Source organism: Amycolatopsis sp. cg5 (assembly GCF_041346955.1).
Classification (GTDB): domain Bacteria; phylum Actinomycetota; class Actinomycetes; order Mycobacteriales; family Pseudonocardiaceae; genus Amycolatopsis.
This window is the reverse complement of record NZ_CP166849.1, coordinates 5,812,646-5,839,105: the sequence shown is the minus strand read 5'-3', so window position 1 is coordinate 5,839,105 and position 26,460 is coordinate 5,812,646. Positions and strand designations below refer to the sequence as shown.

Below are 26,460 nucleotides of genomic sequence, written 5' to 3'. Positions count from 1 at the left end.
TCAGCCCTTCGCCTTGTCGAGCTGGCCGGTCACGGACTCCAGAAGCTCTTCCCAGGACTTCTCGAACTTCTCGACGCCCTCGGTCTCCAGAACCTTGAAGACGTCAGGGATGTCGATGCCCGCCGCGGCGAGCTTGTCGAAGATCGCCTGCGCTTCCGCGCCCTTGCCGGTGACCGCGTCGCCCGCGATCTCGGCCTGCTCGGCGACCGCGTCGAGGGTCTTCTCCGGCATGGTGTTGACCGTGTCGGCGACGACGAGCTGGTCGACGTAGCGGGTCGGCGAGTAGCTCGGGTCCTTGACGCCGGTCGAGGCCCACAGCGGACGCTGCGCGTTGGCGCCTTCGGCCGCGAGCGCCTTCCAGCGGTCGCTCGCGAAGAGCTCCTCGAAGGCCGCGTAGGCGAGCCGCGCGTTGGCGATGGCCGCCTCACCCAGCAGCGCGGTGGCCTCGTCGGTGCCGATCTCCTTGAGCCGCTTGTCGATCTCGCTGTCCACACGGGACACGAAGAACGAGGCGACCGAGTGGATGCCGCGCAGGTCGTGGCCGTTCGCCTTCGCCTGCTCCAAGCCGGCGAAGAACGCCTCGATGACCGCCTGGTAGCGCTCGACCGAGAAGATCAGCGTGACGTTGACGCTGATGCCCTCGGCGAGCGTGCGGGTGATCGCGGGCAGGCCCTCTTCGGTGGCCGGGATCTTGATCAGCACGTTCGGCCGGTCGACGGTCTTCCACAGGTCCTGCGCCTCGGCCGCGGTCTTCTCGGCGTCCTTGGCCAGGCGCGGGTCCACCTCGATGGACACGCGGCCGTCGACGCCGTTCGAGGCGGTGTACACGTCGCGGAACAGGTCGGCGGCGTTGCGCACGTCGGTGGTGGTCAGCTCGCGGACCACCGCGTCGAGGCTCGCGTCACGCGCGGCGAGCTCACGGACCTGCGCGTCGTAGGCGTCGCCCTTGGCCAGCGCGTTCGCGAAGATCGTCGGGTTCGTGGTGACGCCGACGACGTGCTTGTCGCGCACGAGCGCGGCGAGGTTGCCCGAGTCGAGCCGCTCCCGCGACAGGTCGTCGAGCCAGATCGAGACACCGGCCTCGGACAGCTGCGCGAGCTTGTCGTTGCTCATGACTGTGTCATCCCCTTCGGATGTGCTTTGTCAGGCGTTCTTGGCTTTGGCGATGGAGCGGCGCGCGGCGTCGGCCACGTTCTCCGGAGTGAAACCGAACTCACGGAACAGCGTGCCAGCGTCAGCTGACGCGCCAAAGTGCTCCAGCGAAACATTGGCACCTGTGTCACCCGTGAAGCGGTGCCACGACTGGGCGACACCCGCCTCGACGGAGACGCGGGCCTTCACCGCGGCCGGGATGACCGACTCGCGGTACTCGGCGTCCTGCGCGTCGAACCATTCCTGGCAGGGCATGGAGACGACGCGGGCCTGGACGCCTTCCTCGGCGAGCGCCTTCTTCGCCGCGACGGCCAGCTGAACCTCGGAACCGGTCGCGATGAGGATCACATCGGGCGTGCCCACAGAGTCGTCCACGTCGGCCAGCACATAGCCACCCTTGGCCACGCCTTCCGCGCTGGTGCCTTCGAGCACCGGCACGTTCTGACGGGTCAGCGCGATGCCGGACGGGTGCTTGACGTCCTCGATGACGGCCTTCCACGCGTACGCGGTCTCGTTGGCGTCCGCCGGGCGGACGATGTTGAGACCCGGGATCGCGCGCAGCGCGGTGAGCTGCTCGACCGGCTGGTGCGTCGGGCCGTCCTCGCCGAGCCCGATCGAGTCGTGCGTCCACACGTAGATCGCGGGCAGGCCCATCAGCGCGGCGAGCCGGACCGGCGGGCGCATGTAGTCGGAGAAGATGAGGAACGTCGCGCCGTAGGGGCGGGTGCCACCGTGCAGCGCGATGCCGTTGAGGATCGAGCCCATCGCGTGCTCGCGGATGCCGAAGTGCAGCGTCCGGCCGTACGGGCTGGTCTTCCACATGTCGGTGGTGGCCGACGGCGGGCCGAACGAGTCGGCGCCCTTCATGGTGGTGTTGTTGCTCTCCGCCAGGTCAGCGGAACCGCCCCACAGCTCGGGCAGCACGTCGGCGAGCGAGTTCAGCACCTCACCGGAGGCCTTGCGGGTGGCGACGCCCTTGGGGTCGACGTCCCAGCTCGGCAGGTTCGCGGCCCAGCCCTCGGGCAGCGAACGGGTGGACAGACGCTCGAACAGCGCCTTGCGCTCGGGGTTCGCGGCGGCCCACGCGTCGAAGCGCTCCTGCCACTGCGCGTGCGCGACCTTGCCGCGGTCGAGCGCCTGGCGGGTGTGCGCGATGACCTCGTCGTCGACCTGGAAGTCCCGCTCCGGGTCGAAGCCGAGGACCTTCTTCACGCCGGCGACCTCTTCGGCGCCCAGCGCGGCGCCGTGCGCCTTGCCGGTGTTCATCTTCGTCGGCGCCGGGTAGCCGATGACGGTCTTCAGCGCGATGAACGACGGGCGGCCCGTCTCGGCCTTCGCGGCGGCGATGGCGGCCTCGATCGCGACGACGTCCTCGCCGCCTTCGACGATCTGGGTGTGCCAGCCGTACGCCTCGTAGCGCTTGACGACGTCCTCGGACAACGCGATGTTCGTGTCGTCCTCGATCGAGATCTTGTTGTCGTCCCAGAAGACGATCAGGTTCCCGAGCTCCTGGCGGCCCGCGATCGAGGAGGCCTCGGCGGTGACGCCCTCTTCGATGTCGCCGTCGGAGGCGATGACGTAGACATGGTGGTCGAAAACACTCTCGCCGGCGGCGGCGTCCGGGTCGAACAGGCCACGCTCACGACGGGCGGCCATCGCCATGCCGACCGCGTTGGCCAAGCCCTGGCCCAGCGGGCCGGTGGTGGTCTCGACACCCTTGGTGTGGTGGTACTCGGGGTGGCCCGGGGTCAGCGAACCCCACTTGCGCAGCGACTTCAGGTCATCGAGCTCCAGGCCGAACCCGGCCAGGTACAGCTCGATGTAGAGGGTCAGGCTGCTGTGGCCCGCGGAGAGGACGAAGCGGTCGCGGCCCGCCCACTCCGGGTCGGCGGGGTCGTGACGCATCGTGCGCTGGAAGAGGGTGTAGGCCAGCGGCGCGAGGCTCATCGCCGTGCCGGGGTGCCCGCTACCGCAGTTCTCGACGGCGTCCGCGGCGAGAACACGGGCCGTGTCGACGGCCCTGGTGTCCGTCGCGGTCCAGTCGGCGGGCGTGTTACGCCGCAGGAGTGGGTTGTTCTCGCTGGTAGAGGCGGTTTCGGACACTGAACTCGAACTCCCCGTCATCTGGTCGGTACTACATATCTCAATCGATCCCGATGGGACGATATTCCTGCTGTGAGTAGTACGCATGATCTGCGCGCACCGTTCACGGTCAGCCTAGTGGTTGGGCTACCCGGAGGAGTCGTCGCCGACACGCGCGGACCCGGGACGACGCAGTACCCCAAGCAACGCCGTGCGATCACCACGTCTAACATCGATCCGGGCCTTGCGGATCCACCACGAGGCAACGGCCCGTCATCTGACGCAGGGAGTGAAATGTCGTTGGTGAACGCCGCGCACGGACGCGGTGAAACCAGCGCCGTGCATCCAACGGGCGAACGACCGCACGCTGGCCGGCGAACCATCCGCCAGGTGGTCGGCGCGTACGCCGCACTTGCCAAGCCCCGCGTCATCGAGCTCCTGCTCGTCACGACCATCCCGGCGATGTTCCTGGCCGGGCGCGAGATCCCGTCGCCGTGGCTGGTGCTCGCCACCCTGGTCGGCGGCACGATGGCCGCGGGCAGCGCCAACGCGCTGAACTGCGTCATCGACGCCGACATCGACAAGGTGATGAACCGCACCAAGCGCAGGCCGCTGGTCCGCGACTCGGTGCCCCGCCGCGGCGCGCTGATCTTCGGCTTGGCCATGGGCGTCGCCTCGTTCGCCGTGCTCTATTTCACGGTGAACCTGCTCTCGGCGATCCTCGCCATCGCGACGATCCTGTTCTACATCTTCGTCTACACCCTGGTCCTCAAGCGCCGTACGTCACAGAACGTCGTCTGGGGCGGCGCGGCGGGCTGCATGCCGGTCGTGATCGGCTGGGCCGCGGTGACCGAGACCGTCCAGTGGCCCGCGTTCGTCATGTTCGGCGTGATCTTCTTCTGGACCCCGCCGCACACCTGGGCGCTGGCGATGAAGTACCGCGAGGACTACGAGCGCGCCGGCGTCCCGATGCTCCCGGTCGTCGCGACCGCCGAGCACGTCGCCAAGCAGATCGTCATCTACTCCTGGGTGATGGTGGCGTGGACGCTCCTGCTCGCCCCGGCGACCTCATGGCTGTACACGTCGTTCGCCTTGGTCGCGGGCGGCTGGTTCCTCTTCTACGCGCACTCGCTGTACGCGTCGGTGAAGCGCGGCGAGACCTACAAGCCGATGTCGCTGTTCCACCGGTCGAACACGTACCTGATGATCGTGTTCGTGGCGCTGGCCGTCGACTCGGCCATCGGACTGCCGGTGCTGGGCCTGCCGTTCTGAGTCGGGTCGCGTTCTACGCCGACGTGGTCCAGACGGGGACCGTGCTCGGAGCGGACCTGTTCTGGAGCCGCGAGCAGGTCGACGCGCTGTTCGGCGAAGGCTTTGTGAACGAGTGGCGGAAGACCGGCTTCGTCGACCATGGTCTGGTCGAGTTCCACTGGGAACGCCCGGCGGGATCTCGGGCGTGGAGAGGTGCGCACTTCTCGGTGCAGGCGCATCGGCTGAGCGTGGACGACGACTGCGTGAACCCGATCATCCAAGAGCGATACGGCCGTTTGGGCGGGCCGATGTCCTATGTGGAGCTCGCGGCTGAGCTGGACGCGCGTGGCGTGGCGATGGTGGAACTGCCGGGCAGCGATTCGGACATCCGTGAGTTCTGGCAGCCCGATTCGTACACCGTCGTGTATGTCACGTCCGGCGAGTACTACTGCTCGGGCAAGCTCGGGGTCGGCGACATCTACCGGGTTTCGAGCCCGCACTTCGCGACGCCGGAATCCCGCGAAAGCGCCGCCTACCGTCACTGAGCAAAGAGGTCGTGAGTGGTGCGGCCGGTTCTAACCCAATGCCGGGTAGTTAGGGCGTGGGGTGTGGTGTCAAGACGGTGGTTGTGTAGGTGACTTTTTGTGATGGTGGTGTTCCCGGGCGTTTGGATGGGAATGGTGAGGTGGGTCGTTTCCGTGCTCGGGGGCATTGCCGTGACCTGTGGTGTTGTGGGTTGAGTCTGCGGGTTGCTCGGTGTGTAGCGTGTGTGTGGCGGTGGTCGGGGGTGGCTCCGCGGTGGCTGATGATGCTGTCGGTGATGGTGGTCAGCGCGAGGGTGAAGGACACGCGGTTGATGTCGACGTCGGCGGTGTCGGCGCTGTCCTGGGCGAAGCGCCGTAGCAGTTGGTAGGTGGTCAGGTAGGCGTAGACCTCTTGCTCGATCCCGGTGTGGGTGCGTGAGCGCAGGACCCGTCCGGGGCCTTTTTGCAGCACTTTCCAGGAGTAGAAGGCGCGTTCGATGTCCCAGCGGCGCAGGTAGAGGTCGATCAGGTCCGCGGCGGGTGCGGCGTGGTGGTCGAGGATGGTGGTGATCAGCTGGTAGTGCTCGTGGCGGGTGTTGCCGTCGGCGGTGGTGATGGTGATCATCGCGGTGATCACGCGCACCGGCCGTGGGTCCGGCTGGTGGCGGTAATGCTTGCGGTTCGGGAACCGGGACAGGTAGGAGCCGTCGGGGCATGTCTGGTCGCTAGGCAGGTTGGCGTTGGATGTGGCGCGCCACAACAGGTCCGCTCCGGTCGTGGCCGCGGCGTGCCAGAGCGGCCATGTGTAGAAGTTGCGGTCGCCCAGCAGCAGGACGCCGGGGGTGAGTTTGTCCAGCAACCGTGTGGCGAGGGTGGTTTCCCCGTTCGCGGTGCTGGAGAACACAGCGCCGAGGAACGCGCGGGTGCCGCATTCCACCAGGCCCAGCAGCTGAAGTTTGCGGTAGCCGGACGGGCCGGCTTTCCCGCCCGCGAGCCCGAACAGGCGGGCGTTGTCCTCGGTGTCGGGCACGTCCAGAGTGGTGCCGTCCCAGGCGAGCAGCCGCCGGTCGTGTCATGACAACCGTGTAAGCCACGGATGGACCAGGATCGGGTCGCTGACCGCGACCCAGAAAGGCTCCACCTGTGACCGAGGACACACCTGACCGGGATCCGGGCTCCGCAGCCGGCGAAGCGCTCGCGCGCGTGCTACCGCCAGAAACGCTGGACGCGTTGGTGAAAGACGCGTACGAGAATGGCGGCGCGCTGGGCGCCCAAGAATTGCTAAATCAGATGACCAAGGCGGTGCTCGAAAGGGCGCTGGACGCCGAGATGACCCATCATCTTGGCTATGAGAAAGGAGACCCCGCCGGGAACGGTTCCGGGAATTCCCGGAATGGCAGGTCTCCAAAAACCGTGTCGACTTCGAATGGTCCGGTCGAGCTGGCGGTGCCGCGTGACCGGAACGGTTCGTTCGAGCCGGCGATCGTGCCGAAACGTGCACGCAGGCTGGGTAATATCGACGAGGCGATCCTGTCGCTGTATTCGCGTGGCATGACCACCCGGGATATCGAATCTCATTTACGTGAAGTATATGGCGTGAACGTGTCGCGAGAATTGATCTCCAATGTGACCGACGTGGTGACCGACGAGATCGCGTTGTGGCAATCTCGGCCTTTGGACGAGATGTACCCGATTCTCTATGTCGACGGCCTGCGACTGCGGGTCAAGGACAAGGGCGTGGTCACCTCCAAGGTCGCCTACCTGGCCATCGGCGTGGACATGGAAGGCCGCAAACACGCCCTCGGGCTCTGGATCGCCGACACCGAAGCGGCGAAGTTCTGGGCCAAGGTCGTCACCGACCTGCGCAACCGTGGCGTGAAAGACATCCTGATCGCCTGCTGCGACGGCCTGACCGGGCTGCCCGACGCGATCCGCGGCGCGTTTCCCGACACCGTAGTCCAAACCTGCGTCGTGCACGTGATCCGCAACGCCATGCGGTTCATTTCCTATGGCGATCGGAAGAAAGTCGCCGCCGCCATGCGGGACATCTACACCGCGCCGACACTCGAGGCGGCCGAGATCGCACTCACTCAGTTCGATAAAGACTTCGGCATACAATACCCCGCCGCGATCCAGGTCTGGCGACACGCCTGGAACGACTTCACCCCATTCCTCGACTATCCACCCGAACTCCGCAGAATCGTCTACACAACAAACCTGATCGAGAACATCAACTTCCAGCTCCGGAAAATCACCAAGAACCGCGGCCATTTCGACAGCGACACCGCCGCGACAAAACTGCTCTACCTCGGACTCCGCAACATCACCAGCAACCGAGGCGGACCATCAGGAACCGGCACCCGAGGCTGGAAACAAGCACTAAACACGCTCGCCGCACTCTTCCCCGACCGCCTGCCACTCCACTAGAATCAGAGAAGAAATCATCCGTGGCTTACACGGAAATCATGACAGGGCCCCACCGCCAGCCCCGGTACCAGGCCCGAGCGTCGGCGCGGGTGGCGACCGGGCCGCAGGCCCAGTCCCACAACGCTCGCAGCGGCGCCACCCCGAGGCGGGCACGCGCTGCCCGCAGCGCCGCGGCACCCGGCGACCGGACCGCGATGTCCAGTCCCGAGGTCATCGTGTCGAACACTCCGCCGTATCCCCGGCCGGGAAACAACGTCAGCGCCAGCACGAAATACACCACCACACGGGCGGGCAGCAACCGCACCCGCCGCTGGGTTCGGCGGGTCTGGGCAAGAATCTCATCGATGACCTGCGGCGGAACGTAATCGGTCAACGCACCCAGATGCCCAGGTGCGAACGCGGACACGGTGTCGGGCATGGCAGAATCGGGCACAGCGGCTCCTGGCGAAGAGCGGATCTTGGTCGATTTCTCTTCTACCAGGAGCCGCGCCCATCACAACCTTGACACCACCACCCCAGCCCTAACTACCCGGCATTGGGTTCTAACCGGCGAAAACACTCACGACCCCCTTCTTCGGCTGCCTGAACCGCCCCGGGTTCGGTAGAGACTCGTTGTTGGGGTCAGGCGACCAGGCTGATCAGGTCACCTGACTCGTACAGGGTCTCGAACTCGACGGGTGGTCGGCCGCCGCACGCTCCATGGAGTCGCTGGTTGTTGTACCACTCGACCCACGCTGCGGTGGCGACGTCGACTTCTTGTTTATTGTGCCACGGCCCGTTCGGTTTAATCAACTCGGTTTTATAAAGACCGATGGCAGATTCCGCGAGTGCGTTGTCCAGAGCGTCGCCAACTGTGCCGATCGACGCGTCGATACCCGAATCGATAAGATGCTGCGTGAACCGGAAAGAAGTATATTGACTTCCGGCGTCGGAATGGTGAATCAACTTTTCTTGCCCCTCGCTCCACCGGTAGTCCCTATGCCGCAACCCCTGCTCGATAGCGTCGAGCACCAGATCGGTTTCCTTGGACATACTCACGCGCCAGCCGACGATCTTGCGGGAGAACACGTCAATGGCGAACGCGACGTAGACCGCGCCCGCCCAGGTCGCGACGTAGGTGAAGTCCGCTACCCACAACCGATTCGGCGCACCGGCGGCGAACTGGCGTCTCACCAGGTCCGCGGCGCGGACACCATCAGGATCGGACACCGTCGTGCGCACCGTCTTCCCCGGACCGCGCCGGCCAGGCCCAGCGCGCGCATGAGCCGCTCCACCCGGCCCCGCCCGACGGCGACGCCCTCACGGTTCAGCTGCCACCATATTTTCCGGGCACCATACACCCGATAATTATCGTCATACACACGTCGGATTTCCTTTTTCAGTTCCTCGTCGCGAACTTCCCTCGCCGATACCGGGCGAGAGAGGGCGGCATAATAAGTGGACGGAGCGATCTTGATCCCGAACTCGGTCAGCACGGCACAGATCGGCTCGACTCCGAACCGGTCCCTATATTCCGTGATGAACGTTACGAGCGTGGCGGTCGAGGGTCGAGCTCCCTCGCGAAGAAAGCCGACGCCGCCTTCAGAATCTCGTTCGCCCGCCGCAACTCACGATTCTCCCGCTCCAACTCCCGGATCCGCTGCTCCTCCTCGGTCGTCACACCCGACCGCGCCCCCTGATCGGTCTCAGCCTGCCGCACCCACCGGCGCAGGCTCTCCGCCGACACCCCGACCTTCGCTGCGATCGACGTGATCGCCTCCCACTGCGACGAATACTGCTCTACCTGCTCAAACACCAGCGCAACCGCGCGCTCACGCACCTCACGCGGATGCCTCGAAGACCGGGCCATAACTCCATCCTCACTCACACGATGGAGCCTCCATCAAACCCGGGGCGGTTCAGCCTCGCTCGTGTCAGGGGCGTGGGTGAGGGAGCCCTCATGCCTGGCTCTCGTACCTGGATGAGTGCCGTTTGCGTCGTTCAACGGAGCATTTCCCACACAGCCACCCCAATGCCGGGTAGTTAAGGATCGGGCCGGTTGGTCAAGTCGGCGCCCGGCCGTTGACGGTGGCCCGACCGTCGCGAAACCCGAGTTTGGGCCAGTGGATGGCCCAAACTCGGGTTTCGCGTGCCCACGCGTCGATGTGACAACGCAAGCCAAGCCTCAACTACCCTGCCGGTTAGAACCGGCCGGAACACTCACGACCCCCGAGGGCTCAGGCGCGCTGGTACTCCTCCCAGGTGACCTTGGTGACGGCCGGGCCGTCGTCGGGGTCGCGGCCCGCGAGGCCGTTCATGCCCAGGTAGTAGTCACCCGACTGGTGCTGGGCGCCCGAGGACTGGTCCGGGTCGGCCAGCGCGATCGCGTGGATGTGGTAACCCCAGTCGGCCTGGTCCGGCGTGCGCAGCCAGGCGGCGAAGCCGACCTTGCGCAGGGTGCGGACGACGTTCGTCCTGGTGGTGCCGCTCATGCTGGCCGCGGCGATGTCCATCGCGCCGCCGCCGTCGTGGGTGCCCGCCGAAGCGCCGACGCCGCCCGGGTTGTAGGAGCCCTGCGAGAGGGTGACCTGGAAGCCGAGCAGGCGCTCCGCCTCGACGAGCATCGCCTTGGTGCGGGTGTTCAAGGTCTCGCCGTGGTAGGTCACCCGCGCGCCCGCGCTGACCGGGTTGGTGACCGTGTAGCGCGAGGTGCCGAGCTTCTCCAGCGAGGTCTTGCCGGGGAAGCCGGAGGCGTCGATCCCGGTGTAGCCCAAGGACTTCTGGTACTGGGAGTAGGCCGTGATGGTCGTGGTGCCGAAGTGACCGTCGACGTACTGCGCGGCCAGCAGGCCCTTCGCGTTCAGTGCCTGCTCGACGGCGAGGACGCTGTCCTTGGCGCCCGGGGTGATGGCGCTATCGGCGCGGCGGGGGTCGATCTGGGCGGCCTTCAGCACCGCCTCCATGTTCACCGCGGGCAGTGCCACGGCCTGCAGCGGGGCGGCCACCGCGAACGAGGTCGCCGCCGTCGCGGTCAGCAGGCCGACCTTCACCAGTAGTTTCGGCCATACCTTCATGTTCGGTCACTCCTTGTTCGACGTTGGTACGTTCGGCTCAGCGTGACCACGGGCGATACAAGCTCCGTACAAAACAGCCGTCGTGGGATCATGGGATCTGCCGCCGCCGGGGAATTCCGCGGCGGCACGAGTCGTTGATCCTTCCTGGTGCTTCGTACCCCCGACCTCGAAAGTGGGCTGCAGTTGTCCGTGTCCCCGGAACGGGAACTAGACAGAACCGAAGAAATCGCCCGCGAACAGGCTTACGTCTCCACGGTGTACGACAAGCTCGACGCCGAGCGGAAGACCGCGCAGCGCAGGTTGACCGAGACGCTCCAGCTGACCGGCGGCACACCGCAGGCGCGCACGGAGCGTGACGTCGCGACGACCCTGTACAGCGACAGGCTGGCCCAGCTCGGGTCGGTCGAGCAAGGGCTGGTCTTCGGCAGGCTGGATTTCACGCCGGAGAGCGAGGAGGAGACCGCCTACATCGGGCGGCTCGGCCTGTTCGACGAGGACGACGACTACCGGCCGCTGCTGATCGACTGGCGCGCGCCGGTCGCGCGGCCGTTCTACCTGGCGACCGCCGCCTCGCCGGAAGGCGTGCGGCGACGCCGTCACATCCGCTCGCTGAGCCGCAAGGTCACCGGGTTCGACGACGAGATCCTCGACCTCCACGCCGCGGACCAGGGCCAGGACCTCGGGCTGGCGGGGGAGGCGGCGCTGCTCGCCGCGCTCGAACGCAAGCGCACCGGCGAGATGAGCGACATCGTCGCGACCATCCAGGCCGAGCAGGACCGCATCATCCGCTCGGGCCTCAACGGCGTCATGGTCGTCCAGGGTGGCCCCGGCACCGGCAAGACCGCGGTCGCGCTGCACCGCGCGGCCTACCTGCTCTACACCTTCCGTCAGCAGCTCACCACGCGCGGCGTGCTGGTCGTCGGGCCGAACAGCACGTTCCTGCGCTACATCGGCCAGGTGCTCCCGTCGCTCGGTGAGACGGGCGTGCTGCTCGCCACGGTCGGCCAGCTGTACCCGGGTGTCGAGGCCACCGGCGTCGACACCCGCGAGGCCGCCGAGGTCAAGGGGCGGCTCGTGATGGCCGAAGTGCTGGCCAACGCCGTCAAGGACCGCCAGCGCGTGCCCGAACCGGTGCTGGAGCTCGAGTACGAGCGCGACATCCTGCGCCTCGACCGCAAGACCGCGTCCGACGCGCGCGCCAGGGCCCGCCGTTCGCGCCGTCCGCACAACCAGGCGCGGCGCATCTTCCGGTCCGAGCTGCTCGACGCGCTGACCAGGCAGGCCGCGCGCAAACTCGGCGCCGATCTGCTCGACCCGCGTGACATCGAGGACATGCGCGCGGAGCTGTCCGCCGACCGCGGTGTCGCCGCCGCGCTGGACTCGCTGTGGCCGGAGCTGACCCCGGAAAGCCTGCTCGACGACCTGTTCGCCGACCGCGAACGGTTGCGCAGCGCGGCCGGGAAACTTCTCAGCGAAGCCGATCGCGCGCACCTGGAGAGCGGCCGCGACGCGACGTGGACGCCCGCCGACGTCCCGCTGCTCGACGAACTCGCCGAGCTGATCGGCGAGGACGACACCGAGGCGCGCGCCGAGGAAGCCCGCCGCGAGCGCGAGGACCGTGCGTACGCCGAGGGCGTGCTCGACATCCTGGAACAGGACGAGGAGATCATCGACGAGGAACTGCTGCGGGTCAGCGACGTCCTCGACGCCGAGCTGTTCGCCGAGCGCCAGGAACGCCGCAGCCAGCTGACCGCGGCGCAGCGCGCGGCGCTCGACCGGACCTGGACGTTCGGGCACGTGATCATCGACGAGGCGCAGGAACTGTCCTCGATGGACTGGCGGCTGCTGATGCGCCGCACCCCGAACCGGTCGATGACACTGGTCGGCGACGTCGCGCAGACCGGCGCGCCCGGCGGCGCGCGGTCGTGGGGCGAGGTGCTCTCGCCGTACGTCGAGGACCGATGGCGGCTGGAGGAGCTGACCGTCAACTACCGCACGCCCGCCGAGATCATGGCGGTGGCCGCCGACGTGCTCGCCGAAGTCGACCCGGACCTCGAAGCGCCGGTCTCGGTGCGGGAGACCGGGGTTCCGCCGTGGCTGAAGCGCTTGTCTCCCAAGGAGATGCTGACCGAACTTCCGTCGCTTGTGGACAAAGAACTGTCCGCTGTGGACGGCGGAACGGTCGCCGTGCTGAGCCCGGCTGGCAGGCTCGCGGACGTGCGTGCGGCGTTGGCCGCCGTCGACGAGCGCGTCTCGGTGCTGACCGTCGACACGGCCAAGGGGCTCGAGTTCGACTCGGTCGTCGTGCTGTCGCCGGACGAGGTCGTCGCCGAGTCGCCGAGGGGTCTCAACGACCTCTACGTGGCCCTGACCAGGGCGACCCGGCGACTCGGCGTGGTACAGACAGGTGATCTTGTGTCGGCATTACAAACGCTCGGTTAATCTGCGCGGTATGCGCACATTCGCCAAGATCACGGTCGCCGTCGCGGGCGTCCTGGCCCTCGCCGCCTGCGGCGACAAGGGCCAGGACGTGGCCGCCCAGTCCACGCCCACGAAGACCCCCGCCCCGCCCAGCGTCGGCGTGCCCGCCGGCGGGCAGACCGCGAGCAAGGGCCGGGAGTGCACGGCGGACGACATCAAGACGACCGGCAAGTTCGGCGAAGCGCCGAAGATCACCATCCCCGACAACTGCGACCCGCCCAAGAAGCTGCTGGCGGTCGACCTGTCCAAGGGTGACGGTCCCGCCGCCAAGAACGGCAGCGAGCTGGAGATGAACTACTCGCTCGTCACCTGGTCCGACAAGAAGAAGCTGGACAGCTCCTTCGACCGCGGCGACACGTTCAAGCTGACGCTCGGCGGCGGCCGCGTCATCAAGGGCTGGGACCAGGGCCTCGTCGGCATCAAGCAGGGCACCCGCCAGCTCCTGGTGATCCCGCCCGACCTCGGCTACGGCGAAGGCGGCCAGGGCATCCAGCCGAACGAGACGCTGGTCTTCGTCGTCGACGCGGTCAAGGTCGGCGACCCCACCGCACCCTGACGCTCGCCGGGGTCGTGAGTGTTCAGGCCGGTTCTATTGAGCGGAAGGCCAAATGTGGCGTCTTGCGCTCGGGCGCGGCTGAACCACACAAAGGCCACCCTTGTAACGCTGAGCGTGACACGGGCCCCCTTCATCACGTCTCAGACTCCAGCAAAACCGCACGAAAAGGACATAGCGGACCACATTTCGCGTCTGGCGTCCATTGTGGACACGAAATCGGGCGTAGTTCACCAGCGAGACGACGTGAACGCCCCGATCACAACGTTCAACGACGTGAACGAGGCGTTCACGCCATCCCGCCTGGCGCAGCGACCACAAGTGGCGGGCGAGTGGAACCTTTGCTGCATCTGACGCAGCAAAGGTTCCACTCGCTCACGGCTGGCCGGGGTCATCGTGGGGGTCGTGAGTGTTTTCGCCGGTTAGAACCCAATGCCGGGTAGTTAGGGCTGGGGTGGTGGTGTCAAGGTTGTGATGGGCGCGGCTCCTGGTAGAAGAGAAATCGACCAAGATCCGCTCTTCGCCAGGAGCCGCTGTGCCCATTCTGCCATGCCCGACACCGTGTCCGCGTTCGCACCTGGGCATCTGGGTGCGTTGACCGATTACGTTCCGCCGCAGGTCATCGATGAGATTCTTGCCCAGACCCGCCGAACCCAGCGGCGGGTGCGGTTGCTGCCCGCCCGTGTGGTGGTGTATTTCGTGCTGGCGCTGACGTTGTTTCCCGGCCGGGGATACGGCGGAGTGTTCGACACGATGACCTCGGGACTGGACATCGCGGTCCGGTCGCCGGGTGCCGCGGCGCTGCGGGCAGCGCGTGCCCGCCTCGGGGTGGCGCCGCTGCGAGCGTTGTGGGACTGGGCCTGCGGCCCGGTCGCCACCCGCGCCGACGCTCGGGCCTGGTACCGGGGCTGGCGGCTGCTCGCCTGGGACGGCACCACTCTGGACGTGCCCGACACCGAGGACAACGCCCGCCTGTTCGGGCTCGCGGGCGGGAAAGCCGGCCCGTCCGGCTACCGCAAACTTCAGCTGCTGGGCCTGGTGGAATGCGGCACCCGCGCGTTCCTCGGCGCTGTGTTCTCCAGCACCGCGAACGGGGAAACCACCCTCGCCACACGGTTGCTGGACAAACTCACCCCCGGCGTCCTGCTGCTGGGCGACCGCAACTTCTACACATGGCCGCTCTGGCACGCCGCGGCCACGACCGGAGCGGACCTGTTGTGGCGCGCCACATCCAACGCCAACCTGCCTAGCGACCAGACATGCCCCGACGGCTCCTACCTGTCCCGGTTCCCGAACCGCAAGCATTACCGCCACCAGCCGGACCCACGGCCGGTGCGCGTGATCACCGCGATGATCACCATCACCACCGCCGACGGCAACACCCGCCACGAGCACTACCAGCTGATCACCACCATCCTCGACCACCACGCCGCACCCGCCGCGGACCTGATCGACCTCTACCTGCGCCGCTGGGACATCGAACGCGCCTTCTACTCCTGGAAAGTGCTGCAAAAAGGCCCCGGACGGGTCCTGCGCTCACGCACCCACACCGGGATCGAGCAAGAGGTCTACGCCTACCTGACCACCTACCAACTGCTACGGCGCTTCGCCCAGGACAGCGCCGACACCGCCGACGTCGACATCAACCGCGTGTCCTTCACCCTCGCGCTGACCACCATCACCGACAGCATCATCAGCCACCGCGGAGCCACCCCCGACCACCGCCACACACACGCTACACACCGAGCAACCCGCAGACTCAACCCACAACACCACAGGTCACGGCAATGCCCCCGAGCACGGAAACGACCCACCTCACCATTCCCATCCAAACGCCCGGGAACACCACCATCACAAAAAGTCACCTACACAACCACCGTCTTGACACCACACCCCACGCCCTAACTACCCGGCATTGGGTTCTAACCGGTCTAAACACTCACGACCCAGGGTTTCACCAGCTCGGGGAGACCTGCGCAGCTATGCACGGGGTGTATATACCCGGTGTATACACCCCGTGTATTCTGGTGGCATGTCGATCACCAACACGTTGCTCGGCCTGCTCGAAAGCGGGCCGAAATACGGCTACGACCTCAAGCGGCTTTACGACGAGCGCTTCCAGCAGGACCGCCCGCTGCACTACGGGCAGGTCTACTCGACGCTGTCCAGGCTGCTGCGCAACGGCCTCGTCGAAGAGATGGGGATCGAGCCGGGCGACGGCCCCGACCGCAAGCGGTACGCGATCACCGACGCGGGCGTCACCAACGTCGAAGACTGGCTGAGCACCCCGGAGAACCCGGCGCTGTACCTGCAGAACACCTTGTACACCAAGGTGGTTCTCGCGCTGCTGTCCGAGCGCAGCGCCACCGACGTGCTCGACGCGCAGCGTGCCGCGCACCTGCGCGCCATGCGGGAGCTGACCACGCGCAAGACCGACGGCGACCTGGCCGATCAGCTCATTTGCGACCACGCGCTGTTCCACCTCGAGGCGGACCTGCGCTGGCTCGAGCTGACCGCCGCGAGGCTGACCGACCTGGCCGGGCAGCTGAAGTCATGACCATCCTCGAAGAGCCGCTGCTCAGCGGCATCGACCTGCACAAGTCGTTCGGGCAGACCAAGGCGCTCGACGGCGCCGGGATGGACTTGCAGCCTGGCGAGGTGGTCGCCGTGATGGGGCCGTCCGGATCCGGGAAGTCGACCCTGCTGCACTGCCTCGCCGGGATCGTCCAGCCCGACGCGGGCGAGGTCCGCTACCAGGGCGCCACGCTCTCGGCGATGGGCGATCGCGAGCGCAGTGCGTTGCGGCGCACCGAGTTCGGCTTCGTCTTCCAGTTCGGTCAGCTCGTGCCCGAGCTGACCTGCCTGGAGAACGTGGCGCTGCCGCTGCGGCTCGACGGCGCCAAGCGGCGCCCCGCCGAACGGCTCGCCCAGGAGTGGCTGGAGCGGGTGGGCGTCGGCGAGATCGCGGCCAAGCGGCCCGGCGAGGTCTCCGGCGGGCAGGGGCAGCGCGCCGCCGTCGCGCGTGCGCTGGTGACCAGGCCCAAGGTGGTGTTCGCCGACGAGCCGACCGGCGCGCTGGACTCGCTCAACGGAGAGCGCGTGATGCGCCTGCTGGTCGACGCGGCGAAGCAGACCGGCGCGGCCGTGCTGCTGGTCACCCACGAGGCGCGGGTCGCGGCCTACTCCGACCGCGAAATCGTGGTGCGGGACGGGAAATCACGGCAGATCGGGCTCGCGGGAGCGCCGCGATGACCCGTCGTTCCGGCGCCTGGGCAGGCGACCTGGCACTGGGGATCCGGCTGGCCGTCGGGGGCGGCCGGACCTCCGGTACCGGGGTCGCCCGGCTGCTGCTCGGCACGATCGGCATCGCCATGGCCGTCACCGTGCTGTTCTTCGCGGCTTCGGCCGACCACGCGATTTCGGAGCGCGAGGCCAGGACACGGGCCAGCGCGGCGGTCAACACGCCGCTCGACGGCGTCGCACCGCTCACCATGCACGACGGGAACACCTCGTTCCGGGAACGCCGGATCGCCGTCCGCTACGTGCACCCGAGCGGGCCGACCTCGCCGGTGCCGCCGGGCCTTGACCGGATTCCGGCGCCGGGGGAGCAGGTCCTTTCCCCGGCGCTGGCCGACTTGCTGCGATCCGGCGACGGCGCGCTGCTGCGGCCGCGGTTCACCGGACAGGGGACCGCGACCATCGGCATGGCGGGCCTGGCCAACCCGGACGACCTGCGCGCGTACATCGGCGCGGACGCGTCGTTGACGGGAAGCCCGGTGTACGCCTTCGGCTCGCCCGCACCACCGGACAGCCTCGACCCCAAGCTGCTCGCCTTGCTGCTGATCGGCATCGTGTCGCTGCTGGCGCCGGTGTTCGTCTTCGTGGCGACCTCCGCGCGGGTGGCGGGCGCCGAGCGGGACCAGCGGCTCGCCGCGCTGCGGCTGGCGGGCTCCGACCTGCCGCAGGTGCGCCGGATCGCCGCCGCCGAGTCACTGGTGACCGCGGCCTGCGGGCTGGCGCTCGGCACCGGCGCGTTCCTCCTGCTGCGGCAGTTCGCGCCCGCCGTGCGGGTGCGTAACGGAAGCCTGTTCACCAGTGACGTCACGCCGCCGTGGCCGCTGGTGGTCGTGGTCGTGCTGGCGGTGCCCGCGTTGTCGGTGCTGAGCGCGCTGGTCGCGTTGCGTGGCACCGCGATCGAGCCGCTCGGGGTCGTCCGGCGGGCGAAGCCGGTGCGCCGGCGGCTCTGGTGGCGGCTGGTCCCGATCGGATTCGGGGTGACGCCGCTGGTCACGTTGTCGCTGCGGGACGGTTCGCGGCTCACCACGGTGGCGATCGGCGCCGGAGTCGCGTGCCTGCTCATCGGGGTGTCGGCGATCCTCCCGTGGCTGCTGGAACGCGCGGTCGCCCGGTTCGAGGGTGGACGGCCGTCGTTCCAGCTCGCGGTACGGCGCCTGCAGCTCGACAGCGGGACCCCCGCGCGCGTCGTCGCCGGTCTCGCGGTGGTGCTCGCCGGCGCGATCGCGGTGCAGTCGCTGCTGACCGGGCAGGCCAAGGAGTTCGATCCCGGTCCGCTGCCCGCGCGGACGACCACGGACCTCATGCTGAGCGCTGACGAGCAGGCGGCGCCCGGCGCGCTGGCCGCGCTGGCGAAGCTACCGGGGCTCGGCACGCCGTATCTCATCCGCCAAGTGCACCTGCGCGGCGCGGATCCGAACCGGATCGAGACCGTCAGCATCGCCGACTGCGCCACCTGGCGCGCGGTCGCCGGGATCGAGGAGTGCCGGGACGGCGCCGTGTATCGCGACTCCAGCGTGGATTCGACGGTCCGATCAGGACAGTCGTACGCGGTCACGTATTTCGGCGACCAGGAGTTGTCGATCGGCAGCTGGACAGCCCCGGACTTCGCGCAGGCCATGCGGCCGCAGAACAGTGGCGGGCCCTACTTCTCGGGCATCATGGCGACACCTGGCGCGATGACGGGCGTCGACCTGCGGCCGGTGTGGGGGAGCGGGACCATCAGGGCGACCTCGGGCGATCCGGACTTCGCCGAGCACGCGCGCAACGCGCTCGCGCCGTTCACCTGGCACATCTCGCTTTATGTGCCTGTCCCGCCGTTCCAGCTCAACCCGACCCAGCAGGCGTACCTCGCGATCCGCGCCGGCTTGCTCGCGGCGGCGGTGTTCACCCTCCTGCTGGCCGGGGTGAGCTTGCTGGTGCTCGGGCTGGAGCAGGTGCGCGAACGCCGCCGCACCATCGGGATGCTCGCCGCGACCGGGGTTCCGGTGCGGGTGCTGGCCAGGTCGGTGGTGTGGCAGAACGCGATCCCGCTCGCGCTGGCCATCTTCATCGCGGTGCCCGCCGGGCTCGGCCTGTCCGCGCTCGCCGCCCGGCTCACCGGCACGACCTTCGTCGTGGACTGGCAGGCGGTGGGCGTGCTCAGCGCCGCGGCGGCCGCGCTCGTGCTGCTGGTGACGGCCGTGACCCTGCCGTCGCTGCGCGGCGCGGCCCGCCTGGCGTCGGTGCGGACCGAGTAGCCGCTACGGCCGGTGCACCCAGCGGTACAGGGTGATTTCGCGGCCTTTCTCGGTCAGCGGCAGCGGCGGGCTGTCGGTGAGGTGATAGCCCGCCGAGCGCGCGACGCCCTGGCTGCCGGGATTCTCGGCTTCGATCACCAGCTCGAGGTCGTCGAAGCCGAGTTCCCTGGCGTACGCGGTCAGCACCCGCAGCGCCCGCGCGGCGAGCTTGCGGCCGCGGTAGGCGGACCCGACGGAGTAGCCGAGCTCCAGGCCAGGCGTGTCGCCGTCCTTGCCGTGGAACATCAGCACCTCACCGAGCGGCTTTTCGCCGTCTTCGGTGATCGCCAGATGCAGCCGCTTGCCCTCCGCGCGGCCGCGGCGTGCCTTCGCCAGATACGCCGTGGCCGCCTGGTCGTCGAACGGCGTCACCAGCGGGGTGAAGCGGGCGACCGCCGGGTCGTCGAACAACGCGGCCATCGCGGGCAGGTCGTCTTCGGTCCACTCGCGCAGGATCAGGTCTTCGCCGGTCAGCCGGACGTCGTCGGGGACGTTCACGGGATCAGGAGCAGCTTGCCGGTGGTGCGACGGCCCTGGAGGTCCTCGTGCGCGCGGGCGGCGTCGGTGAGCGGATAGCGGCCGCCGATGCGGATCGAGAGCGAGCCGTCCTTGATGGCCGAGAACAGTTCGTCGGCGCGCCAGTCGAGCTCTTCGCGGGTGCGCGTGTAGTGCGCCGAGGTCGGCCTGGTCAGGTAAAGCGAGCCGCCTGCGTTGAGCCGCTGCGGGTCCAGCGGGGGAACGGGACCGCTTGCCGCGCCGAACAGAACGAAGAAGCCGCGCACGCGCAGGCTCGCCAGGCTTCCGTCCACAGTGGACTTGCCGACGCCGTCGTAGACCACGTGCACGCCCTCGCCGCCGGTCAGTTTCTTGACCTCTTCGGCGAAATCGACCTGGTCGTAGCGGATCACCTCGTCCGCGCCTGCCTCGCGGGCCAGTTTTTCCTTCTCCTCGGTCGAAACCGTGCCGATCACGCGCGCGCCCTGCGCCTTCGCGAGCTGGGTGAGCAGCAGCCCGACGCCGCCGGCGGCCGCGTGCACGAGGACGCTGTCGCCGACCTTCACCTCGTAGGTCGACCGGACCAGGTAGTGCGCGGTGATGCCCTGCAGCAGCGTCGCGGCGGCGACATCGAGCGAGACGCCGTCCGGCACCCGGACCGCGACGTCGGCGGAGACCAGCACCTGCTGCGCGTAGCTGCCGAAGGTGCCCTGCCAGGCGACCTGGTCACCCGGCGCGAACTCGGTCACCTCGCTGCCGACGGCGTTGACCGTGCCCGCGCCTTCCAGGCCCAGCCCGAACGGCGTCGGGATCGGGTAGATCCCCGCGCGGTGGTAGGTGTCGATGTAGTTGACGCCTGCCGCGGCCACGTCGACCAGGATCTCGCGCGGACCGGGTGCGCCGATCTCGACCTCGGCGACTTCGAGCACCTCCGGGCCGCCGGTCTGCCGGACCTGGATCGCTGTGGGCATGCGTCCTCCTCGTTTTCCAGAAAGTACTCGTTTTTCCAGAAGTAACTGTGAAGCTAGTCCGCTTGTTCCGCGGTCCGCCTACTGGGCGGTTAAGCTCCGCCCGTGGCTGAAGAAACCGAAAAGACCATCGCCCCCACCGCCCGCCAGCTCGCCGCTGCCCGCGATTTCGTGGCGGAGCATGGAAAGCCGTCGAAGGCCGTGGTGGAGAACATCGGCAACGCGGGCGCGCGCGTCGTGCTCGTCGGCGCCGACGGCGCGATGGGCGACGTCATCGTTCCGTCCGTCGCGACCGGCGAGGCGCTCGTCGAGGCCGTCGAGGACCTGGAGCGCGCTGAGTGGGACGCCGCGACCATCAACGGCACCAAGATCGGCGCAGCTCACCGCCGGAAAATGGCCGGGCCGCGAGCGAAGCGTTGAACACTGTGTAACAAGCTGGCCCGTACGCTTGTATAAGTCACCCATACGAGTGTACGTTCCGCTCATGGCTGAGATGTCAACGTTCGGAGACCGGCGCACCGCGCTGGCCGATGCCGTCATCCGCATCGCCTCCACCCGCGGCCTCGAACAGGCGAGTGTCCGCGAAGTGGCCAACGAGGCTGGCGTCGCCATCGGCACAGTGCAGCACTATTTCTCCACCAAGGACGAAATGCTGTCGTTCGCCTTCACCCGCATCGTCGACCGGACGATGGAACGGGTGACGGCCGTCGAGCCGGAACCCGACGTGCGGGTCCGGCTCTCCAGGATCCTGCGCGAGCTGCTGCCGCTGGATGACGTCCGCCGCGCCGAGGCGACCGTCTACCTGGCGTTCTCGGCCCGCGCGGCGACCTCACCCGCGCTCGCCGAAGTCCAGGCCGAGACGCTCAAACAGATCCGTGGCGGCTTCACCAAGATCTTCTCCGACGCGGGCGCGCCCGATCCGGAGACCGACGCGCTCCTCGTGCTCGGCATGGTCGACGGCCTCGGCCTCGGCGCCGTCAGCGCGCCGGGCGAGACCGACAAACGGGCGCTCGAAAAAGCGCTCGAGACCTACCTGGACCGGAGATTCCCCACTAACCAGCCGTGATCCGCTTCGCCGCGAGACGCTCGGGCTTGGGCCAGCGCACGTTGCTCGCCCACCCGAGCTTCTCGAACAGCCAGATCACCCGCGCGGACACGTCGATCTGACCGCGCAGCACGCCGTGGCGGGCGCAGGTCGGGTCGGCGTGATGCGAGTTGTGCCACGACTCGCCCATCGACAGGATCGCCAGCGGCCAGAAGTTCGCCGCCTTGTCACGGCTGGCGAACGGGCGCTCGCCGAACAGGTGACAGATCGAGTTGACCGACCAGGTCACGTGGTGCAGGAACGCGATGCGCACCAGTCCAGCCCAGAAGAACGCGGTCACCACACCCCACAGCGACCAGGTCAGCAGGCCGCCGAGCAGCGCGGGCAGCGCCAGGCTCAGCGTGGTCCACAGCCAGAAGTAGCGGTTGACGACCTTGAGGTCATCATCGGCCAGCAGGTCCGGCGCGAAACGCTCGTAGTTCGTCACCTCGCGCTTGAACATCCAGCCCATGTGCGAGTGCCAGAAGCCCTTGATAAGCGCCGAAGCGGACGTCCCGAACAGCCACGGCGAGTGCGGGTCGCCCTCCCGGTCGGCGAACGCGTGGTGACGGCGGTGGCTGGCGACCCAGAAGATCACCGAACCCTGCACGGCCATGCCACCGGCGACGGCCAGCGCCACCCGCAGCGGGCGCCCCGCCTTGAACGCGCCGTGGGTGAAGTAGCGGTGGTAGCCGACGGTCACGCCGAGCGTCCCGAGCGTGTAGAACACCGCGGCCAGCGCCAGGTCGACCCAGCCGAGGCCCCAGCCCCACATGACCGGCACGGCCGCGACCAGCGCGGCGAACGGGATCAGCAGGAAAGCCTTCAGCACGATCATTTCGAGCGTCGAACGCTGCCCCTGTACCAGGGGCTTCGGCTCGGCTGCGGGCACGGCTGTCATAGGTGCACCTCGGGTCAGGCGGGGGAATCGGGTGTTCAGTATGAAACACCCGGGGCAAGGGCAGCCTAAACTGTCCCGCTGCCCGGCCGAGTTACGCGGCGGTTGCGACCTCAGGTGCGGCAGGCGTATTCACCGTGACCGGTCCCCGGTCCCGCGCGGCGCACCACAGCGACGCGGTCACGATGATGACCAGCGCCGAGCCCAGCACGTGGAACGACACGAGCGCCTCCGGCACCCCGAGCGCGTACTGCAGCGACCCGAGCCCGCCCTGCGCGACCGCGATCACCCAGACGAGTGCGTAGCGCTTCCAGAGCGTCTTGGGCGTGTCCTGGCGCATCAGCTGCATGCCGAAGACGGCGAGGACGATCAGGTAGACCACGAGCAGCCCGCCGTGCACCTGCGCGAGCGTCTCGATCGGCGCGTTGAGCCGGTGCGTGTCCGGCCCGCCGCCGTGCGGCCCGGCCCCGGTGACGGTCGTGCCCGCGACGAGCACCGCCCACATCGCGACGACGAGCGCCGTGAGGGTCGACTTCGGGGCGAGCCAGCGCGGTTCCTCGTCGCCCTCGTTGAAGGCGTGCAGCAGCAGGACGGCCATCCAGACGAGGGGAGTGGAGACCAGGAAGTGGATCGCGACCGTCCACCATTCGAGCTTCGCGAGCACGGTCATGCCACCGACGACGGCCTGCAGCACGACCCCGCCGGGCATCGCCCACGCGAGCTTGACGAGACGTTTCCGTTGCGGCTGGTCGATCTGCACCCGCCAGGCGGTGATCACGCACAGCGCGGCGACCAGGATGACGACCCCGGTCAGCATCCGGTTGCTGAACTCGATCCATTGGTTCAGCGCGGCGTACTCGGGATGCGCCTCGGGCACGATGCTCCCGCCGACACACTGCGGCCACGTCGGGCACCCGAGCCCCGACCCGGTCACCCGCACCACGGACCCGGTGACCCCGATACCTCCCTGCGCCACCACGGCCGCGATGGCCACCGCGCGCTGCACGCGCCGCGAAGGAAGGGGCAGACGGGCAACCAGGTTCCGGAGCACGCGCGAATAATACTCGTGAGTGGTATGGCCGGTTCTAACCGGCCGTGCCACTCACGACAGTTATCCACATCGCCTCCATCCATCCACAGATTTCCGCGCGCCGCTTCCAACGGCCGTTCGGCGCCGCAATGTGGAGACATGCCCAAAAATCCTCGCTGGTCCGAACCGGCCAGAATCCCGTCGGAGCAGCTCGGCAGCTGGCAAGCGCTGGTGCACGAGCAGCATGGAGTCGTTTCAGGCGCGCAATTGCGCGCCTTCGGCCATACCCGCCATGACCTCGCCGCGAATGTCGAAGCCGGACGCTGGCAGCAGGTGCTTCCCCGCACTTACGCGACCTTCACCGGTGAACTGAGCCGCGCGGCCAAATTGCAAGCCGCTCTTCTCTATGGCGGCGGTCACGCCACTTTGAGTCATCGCACCGCTGCGGAAGAGTGGGGAATGCTGCCGATATCGGACGGGCCGATCGAGATCACCGTTCCGTACAACAGCTCGGCCATTTCTCAGCTCCCCTTTACGAAAGTCCATAGATCGCGCGCGCTGCGGCACACTGCGCTGGCGATGAACCCGCCGAGAACGCGGCGAACCGACACGATCATCGATCTCGCGGTCGCCGAGGACACCGGGCAGGAGGCGCTCAACACGGTGGTCGATCTCGTGAGCAAACACGCGGTTTCCGTGCCGGACATGCTCGCCTGCGTTGAATGCCGTCCACCGCGGCGCCACCGGACGGCGATCGCACACGGCCTGGAGCTGGTCAGGCGCGGGCTCATGTCGGCACTGGAGGTCGAATACCTCGATCGCGTCGAGCGAGCGCACGGTTTCCCGGACGGGGACCGCCAGTCGCCGCTCGTGGTCGACGGCAAGACCTTGTGGGAGGACGTGACTTACGACGGCGCCGGTATCGCGCTGACCGTGCGGCTGGACGGCAGGGCGAGCCACAGCATGGCCGGGGTCGCGTTTCGCGACCGTCGGCGCGACAACGCGGCGGAGCTGGCTGGGAGATCGCGCTTGGTCTACGGCTGGCACGACGTGCACGGCGATCCCTGCGGCGTGGCGCGGGAGGTCGCCGCGGTGCTGCGGCGGTTCGGCTGGCAGGAGGGCCGGCGCGGTCGTGAGTGTTTTTGCCGGTTAGAACCGGCCGTACCACTCACGAGCCCTTTGCACTAGGTGAGGCGGGTGGTTTTGCCGGCTAGGGCGGCGGCGGCCGCGGCCCAGAGGGTGAGGACGCCCGCGGGGCCCCAGGCGAAGGTTCCGTCGACGGTGGCCGCGCGCAGGCCTTCGGCGAGTGCGCCCGACGGGATCAGGCTCACCACGGTGCCGACGCCGGGCGGCAGCGAGGACGGGGTGAGCAGGATGCCGCCCGCCAAGAGCAACACGAACCAGATGATGTTCGCCAACGCCAGCACGGCTTCGGCGCGCAAGGAGCCGCCGAGCAGGACGCCGAGTGCGCCGAAACTCAGCGTTCCCAGCACCAGGAACACCACCGCGCTGAAGAAGCCGGACGGCGACCAGCCCAGGAAAGCCGCGACGATCCCGAGTACCAGCGCCTGCAAGGCGACCACGACCAGAGCCGCGACGAGACGTCCCGCGACCAGAAGCCATCGCGGCAGAGCAGTCGCCGAGAGCCGCTTCAAAACCCCGTAACGCCGGTCGAAGCCGAGTGCGATCGCCTGGCCCGTGAACGCCGACGACATCACGGCAAGCGCGAGGATTCGCGGCGTCACCGAGTCCACACGGGACAGACCGTCCTCGGCGGGCAGGATGTTCAGCAGGGACAGGCCGAGCAGAAGTGCCAGCGGGATCAGCAAAGTGAGCAGGATCTGCTCGCCGTGGCGCAGGGTCAGGCTCGCTTCGACGCGGGCGTGCGCGAGGAGCATGCGGCCGAGGCGGCCGCGGCCCGGTGCCGGCTTGAAGGTGCCCGGCTCGAAGACCGTCATGAGCGCAGTTCCCGTCCGGTCAGCTCCAGGAAGACCTCTTCGAGCCCTCGCCTGCCGACGTGGAGCTCTTCCGCCAGCACGCCCTGCTGCGCGCACCAGGCCGTCACGGCCGACACGACCTGGGGGCTGACGTCGCCTTCGATTTCGTACGAGCCCGGTGACAGTTCGCGCACCAGGTACCCCTCGGGCAGCGCGGCCGCGAGCAGTTCCGTGTCGAGCCGCGAGCGCGCTTTGAAGCGCAGCTGACGGCTTTCTTCGGACGTCAGGTCCGCGGGGGAGCCCGACGCGATGACGCGGCCGTGGTCGACGATCACCACGTCGTCGGCGAGCGCCTCGGCCTCTTCCATCAGGTGGGTGGTCAGCAGCACGCTCACGCCGTCCGCGCGCAGTGCGCCGAGCAGGTCCCAGACCACGCGCCGCGCGGCGGGGTCCATGCCCGCGGTCGGCTCGTCGAGGAACACCAGCTCGGGCTTGCCGACGATGGCGCACGCCAGCGAAAGCCGCTGCTGCTGTCCGCCTGATAAGCGCTTAAACGGTGTCCGTCGCACTGAAGAGAGCCCAAGGACGTCAAGCAGCCAAGCGGGATCCAACGGCGAAGCGGCGCAGGCCGCGACGAGCGACAGCATCTCCGAAGCACGCACGCCGGGGTAAGCGCCGCCGCCCTGCGGCATGACGCCGATACGCGGTCGCAGCGCGGCACCTTCACGCACCGGGTCTAAGCCGAGCACACGCACTTCGCCGTTGTCAGGCTTTGAGAAGCCTTCACAGATCTCGACGGTCGTGGTCTTGCCCGCCCCGTTGGGACCGAGCAACGCCAGCAGCCGTCCACGCTCCATCCGCAGGTCGAGACCGTCGACGGCGGTGGTGGATCCGTATCGCTTCACCAGCCCGGTGATCTCGACGGCGGGGGTGCTCACGACACGCAACGATA

The 26,460-nt window shown here is 68.2% G+C and carries 23 protein-coding genes, 1 pseudogene and 1 other annotated feature; of the genes and pseudogenes, 12 read left to right on the top strand and 12 right to left on the bottom strand.

The features are described 5' to 3' along the window. Positions 1 to 1,113: a transaldolase gene (gene tal / locus AB5J62_RS25805; protein ID WP_370942513.1), complete on the bottom strand. Its 1,113-nt coding sequence runs from the start codon at positions 1,111 to 1,113 to the stop codon at positions 1 to 3. A 30-nt stretch (positions 1,114 to 1,143) separates the two neighbouring features. Next, a complete protein-coding gene (gene tkt, locus AB5J62_RS25800) occupies positions 1,144 to 3,255 on the bottom strand; it encodes a transketolase (protein ID WP_370942512.1) in 2,112 nt (703 codons plus the stop codon). A 273-nt stretch (positions 3,256 to 3,528) separates the two neighbouring features. Between tkt and AB5J62_RS25795 the strand changes: the two genes are divergently transcribed. Both AB5J62_RS25795 and AB5J62_RS25790 read left to right on the top strand, forming a co-directional pair. Beyond that, positions 3,529 to 4,506, top strand: coding sequence for a heme o synthase (locus tag AB5J62_RS25795; protein WP_370942511.1), 978 nt, complete (start codon positions 3,529 to 3,531; stop codon positions 4,504 to 4,506). A gap of 23 nt (positions 4,507 to 4,529) precedes the next feature. Beyond that, entirely contained in the window at positions 4,530 to 5,030 is a 501-nt protein-coding gene (locus tag AB5J62_RS25790; RefSeq protein ID WP_370942510.1) for a hypothetical protein, read from the top strand. A gap of 49 nt (positions 5,031 to 5,079) precedes the next feature. Here AB5J62_RS25790 and AB5J62_RS25785 read toward each other — a convergent pair whose 3' ends face one another. After that, positions 5,080 to 6,069, bottom strand: a complete 990-nt coding sequence (locus tag AB5J62_RS25785; protein WP_370950338.1) for an IS4 family transposase — start codon at positions 6,067 to 6,069, stop codon at positions 5,080 to 5,082. 143 nt (positions 6,070 to 6,212) lie between these two features. On the opposite strand from AB5J62_RS25785, the gene AB5J62_RS25780 reads away from it, so the two are divergent. After that, positions 6,213 to 7,436: an IS256 family transposase gene (locus AB5J62_RS25780; protein ID WP_370950337.1), complete on the top strand. Its 1,224-nt coding sequence runs from the start codon at positions 6,213 to 6,215 to the stop codon at positions 7,434 to 7,436. 25 nt (positions 7,437 to 7,461) lie between these two features. Here AB5J62_RS25780 and AB5J62_RS25775 read toward each other — a convergent pair whose 3' ends face one another. The 3 genes and pseudogenes from AB5J62_RS25775 to AB5J62_RS25765 form a co-directional block, all read right to left on the bottom strand. Then, a complete protein-coding gene (locus tag AB5J62_RS25775) occupies positions 7,462 to 7,869 on the bottom strand; it encodes a transposase domain-containing protein (protein ID WP_370942509.1) in 408 nt (135 codons plus the stop codon). Positions 7,870 to 8,057: 188 nt separating this feature from the next. Continuing rightward, positions 8,058 to 9,285 (bottom strand): annotated as a pseudogene (locus tag AB5J62_RS25770) (IS3 family transposase). After that, positions 8,879 to 9,007, bottom strand: a sequence feature (AL1L pseudoknot). Its footprint overlaps the pseudogene before it by 129 nt. Before the next feature lie 367 nt (positions 9,286 to 9,652). Continuing rightward, positions 9,653 to 10,489, bottom strand: coding sequence for a peptidoglycan-binding protein (locus tag AB5J62_RS25765; RefSeq protein WP_370942508.1), 837 nt, complete (start codon positions 10,487 to 10,489; stop codon positions 9,653 to 9,655). 177 nt (positions 10,490 to 10,666) lie between these two features. On the opposite strand from AB5J62_RS25765, the gene AB5J62_RS25760 reads away from it, so the two are divergent. From AB5J62_RS25760 to AB5J62_RS25735, 6 genes are all read left to right on the top strand, one after another. Next, positions 10,667 to 12,931 (top strand): ATP-binding domain-containing protein, encoded by a 2,265-nt coding sequence (locus AB5J62_RS25760; RefSeq protein ID WP_370950336.1) that lies wholly within the window; start codon positions 10,667 to 10,669, stop codon positions 12,929 to 12,931. A 10-nt stretch (positions 12,932 to 12,941) separates the two neighbouring features. After that, on the top strand, positions 12,942 to 13,526 hold the full coding sequence (locus tag AB5J62_RS25755; RefSeq protein ID WP_370942507.1) for an FKBP-type peptidyl-prolyl cis-trans isomerase: 585 nt from the start codon (positions 12,942 to 12,944) through the stop codon (positions 13,524 to 13,526). A gap of 546 nt (positions 13,527 to 14,072) precedes the next feature. Then, on the top strand, positions 14,073 to 15,428 hold the full coding sequence (locus AB5J62_RS25750; protein WP_370942506.1) for an IS4 family transposase: 1,356 nt from the start codon (positions 14,073 to 14,075) through the stop codon (positions 15,426 to 15,428). A gap of 127 nt (positions 15,429 to 15,555) precedes the next feature. Then, on the top strand, positions 15,556 to 16,080 hold the full coding sequence (locus AB5J62_RS25745; protein ID WP_370942505.1) for a PadR family transcriptional regulator: 525 nt from the start codon (positions 15,556 to 15,558) through the stop codon (positions 16,078 to 16,080). Further along, positions 16,077 to 16,775 (top strand): ABC transporter ATP-binding protein, encoded by a 699-nt coding sequence (locus AB5J62_RS25740; protein WP_370942504.1) that lies wholly within the window; start codon positions 16,077 to 16,079, stop codon positions 16,773 to 16,775. Before AB5J62_RS25745 ends, AB5J62_RS25740 begins: the two co-directional genes overlap by 4 nt. Next, positions 16,772 to 19,057 carry an FtsX-like permease family protein gene (locus AB5J62_RS25735; RefSeq protein WP_370942503.1) on the top strand — a complete coding sequence of 762 codons (2,286 nt, stop codon included), beginning with the start codon at positions 16,772 to 16,774 and terminating at the stop codon, positions 19,055 to 19,057. The genes AB5J62_RS25740 and AB5J62_RS25735 overlap by 4 nt, the downstream gene beginning before the upstream one ends. 3 nt (positions 19,058 to 19,060) lie before the next feature. Here AB5J62_RS25735 and AB5J62_RS25730 read toward each other — a convergent pair whose 3' ends face one another. Further along, positions 19,061 to 19,594 carry a GNAT family N-acetyltransferase gene (locus AB5J62_RS25730; protein ID WP_370942502.1) on the bottom strand — a complete coding sequence of 178 codons (534 nt, stop codon included), beginning with the start codon at positions 19,592 to 19,594 and terminating at the stop codon, positions 19,061 to 19,063. Then, on the bottom strand, positions 19,591 to 20,562 hold the full coding sequence (locus AB5J62_RS25725) for a quinone oxidoreductase (protein ID WP_370942501.1): 972 nt from the start codon (positions 20,560 to 20,562) through the stop codon (positions 19,591 to 19,593). The genes AB5J62_RS25730 and AB5J62_RS25725 overlap by 4 nt, the downstream gene beginning before the upstream one ends. Before the next feature lie 102 nt (positions 20,563 to 20,664). Here AB5J62_RS25725 and AB5J62_RS25720 point away from each other — a divergent pair, with 102 nt between their 5' ends. Both AB5J62_RS25720 and AB5J62_RS25715 read left to right on the top strand, forming a co-directional pair. Further along, on the top strand, positions 20,665 to 20,979 hold the full coding sequence (locus tag AB5J62_RS25720) for a hypothetical protein (RefSeq protein ID WP_370942500.1): 315 nt from the start codon (positions 20,665 to 20,667) through the stop codon (positions 20,977 to 20,979). 64 nt (positions 20,980 to 21,043) lie between these two features. After that, entirely contained in the window at positions 21,044 to 21,625 is a 582-nt protein-coding gene (locus tag AB5J62_RS25715) for a TetR/AcrR family transcriptional regulator (protein ID WP_370942499.1), read from the top strand. On the opposite strand, the gene AB5J62_RS25710 is transcribed toward AB5J62_RS25715, so the two are convergent. Both AB5J62_RS25710 and AB5J62_RS25705 read right to left on the bottom strand, forming a co-directional pair. Next, entirely contained in the window at positions 21,612 to 22,544 is a 933-nt protein-coding gene (locus tag AB5J62_RS25710) for an acyl-CoA desaturase (RefSeq protein ID WP_370942498.1), read from the bottom strand. The genes AB5J62_RS25715 and AB5J62_RS25710 overlap by 14 nt on opposite strands. Positions 22,545 to 22,635: 91 nt before the next feature. Then, positions 22,636 to 23,592, bottom strand: a complete 957-nt coding sequence (locus tag AB5J62_RS25705) for a heme A synthase (RefSeq protein WP_370942497.1) — start codon at positions 23,590 to 23,592, stop codon at positions 22,636 to 22,638. Positions 23,593 to 23,802: 210 nt separating this feature from the next. Between AB5J62_RS25705 and AB5J62_RS25700 the strand changes: the two genes are divergently transcribed. After that, a complete protein-coding gene (locus tag AB5J62_RS25700) occupies positions 23,803 to 24,759 on the top strand; it encodes a hypothetical protein (RefSeq protein WP_370942496.1) in 957 nt (318 codons plus the stop codon). On the opposite strand, the gene AB5J62_RS25695 is transcribed toward AB5J62_RS25700, so the two are convergent. Together AB5J62_RS25695 and AB5J62_RS25690 are read right to left on the bottom strand one after the other, a co-directional pair. Further along, entirely contained in the window at positions 24,756 to 25,529 is a 774-nt protein-coding gene (locus AB5J62_RS25695; RefSeq protein ID WP_370942495.1) for an ABC transporter permease, read from the bottom strand. The genes AB5J62_RS25700 and AB5J62_RS25695 overlap by 4 nt on opposite strands. Continuing rightward, positions 25,526 to 26,446, bottom strand: a complete 921-nt coding sequence (locus tag AB5J62_RS25690) for an ABC transporter ATP-binding protein (RefSeq protein WP_370942494.1) — start codon at positions 26,444 to 26,446, stop codon at positions 25,526 to 25,528. The genes AB5J62_RS25695 and AB5J62_RS25690 overlap by 4 nt, the downstream gene beginning before the upstream one ends. Positions 26,447 to 26,460: the final 14 nt, after the last annotated feature.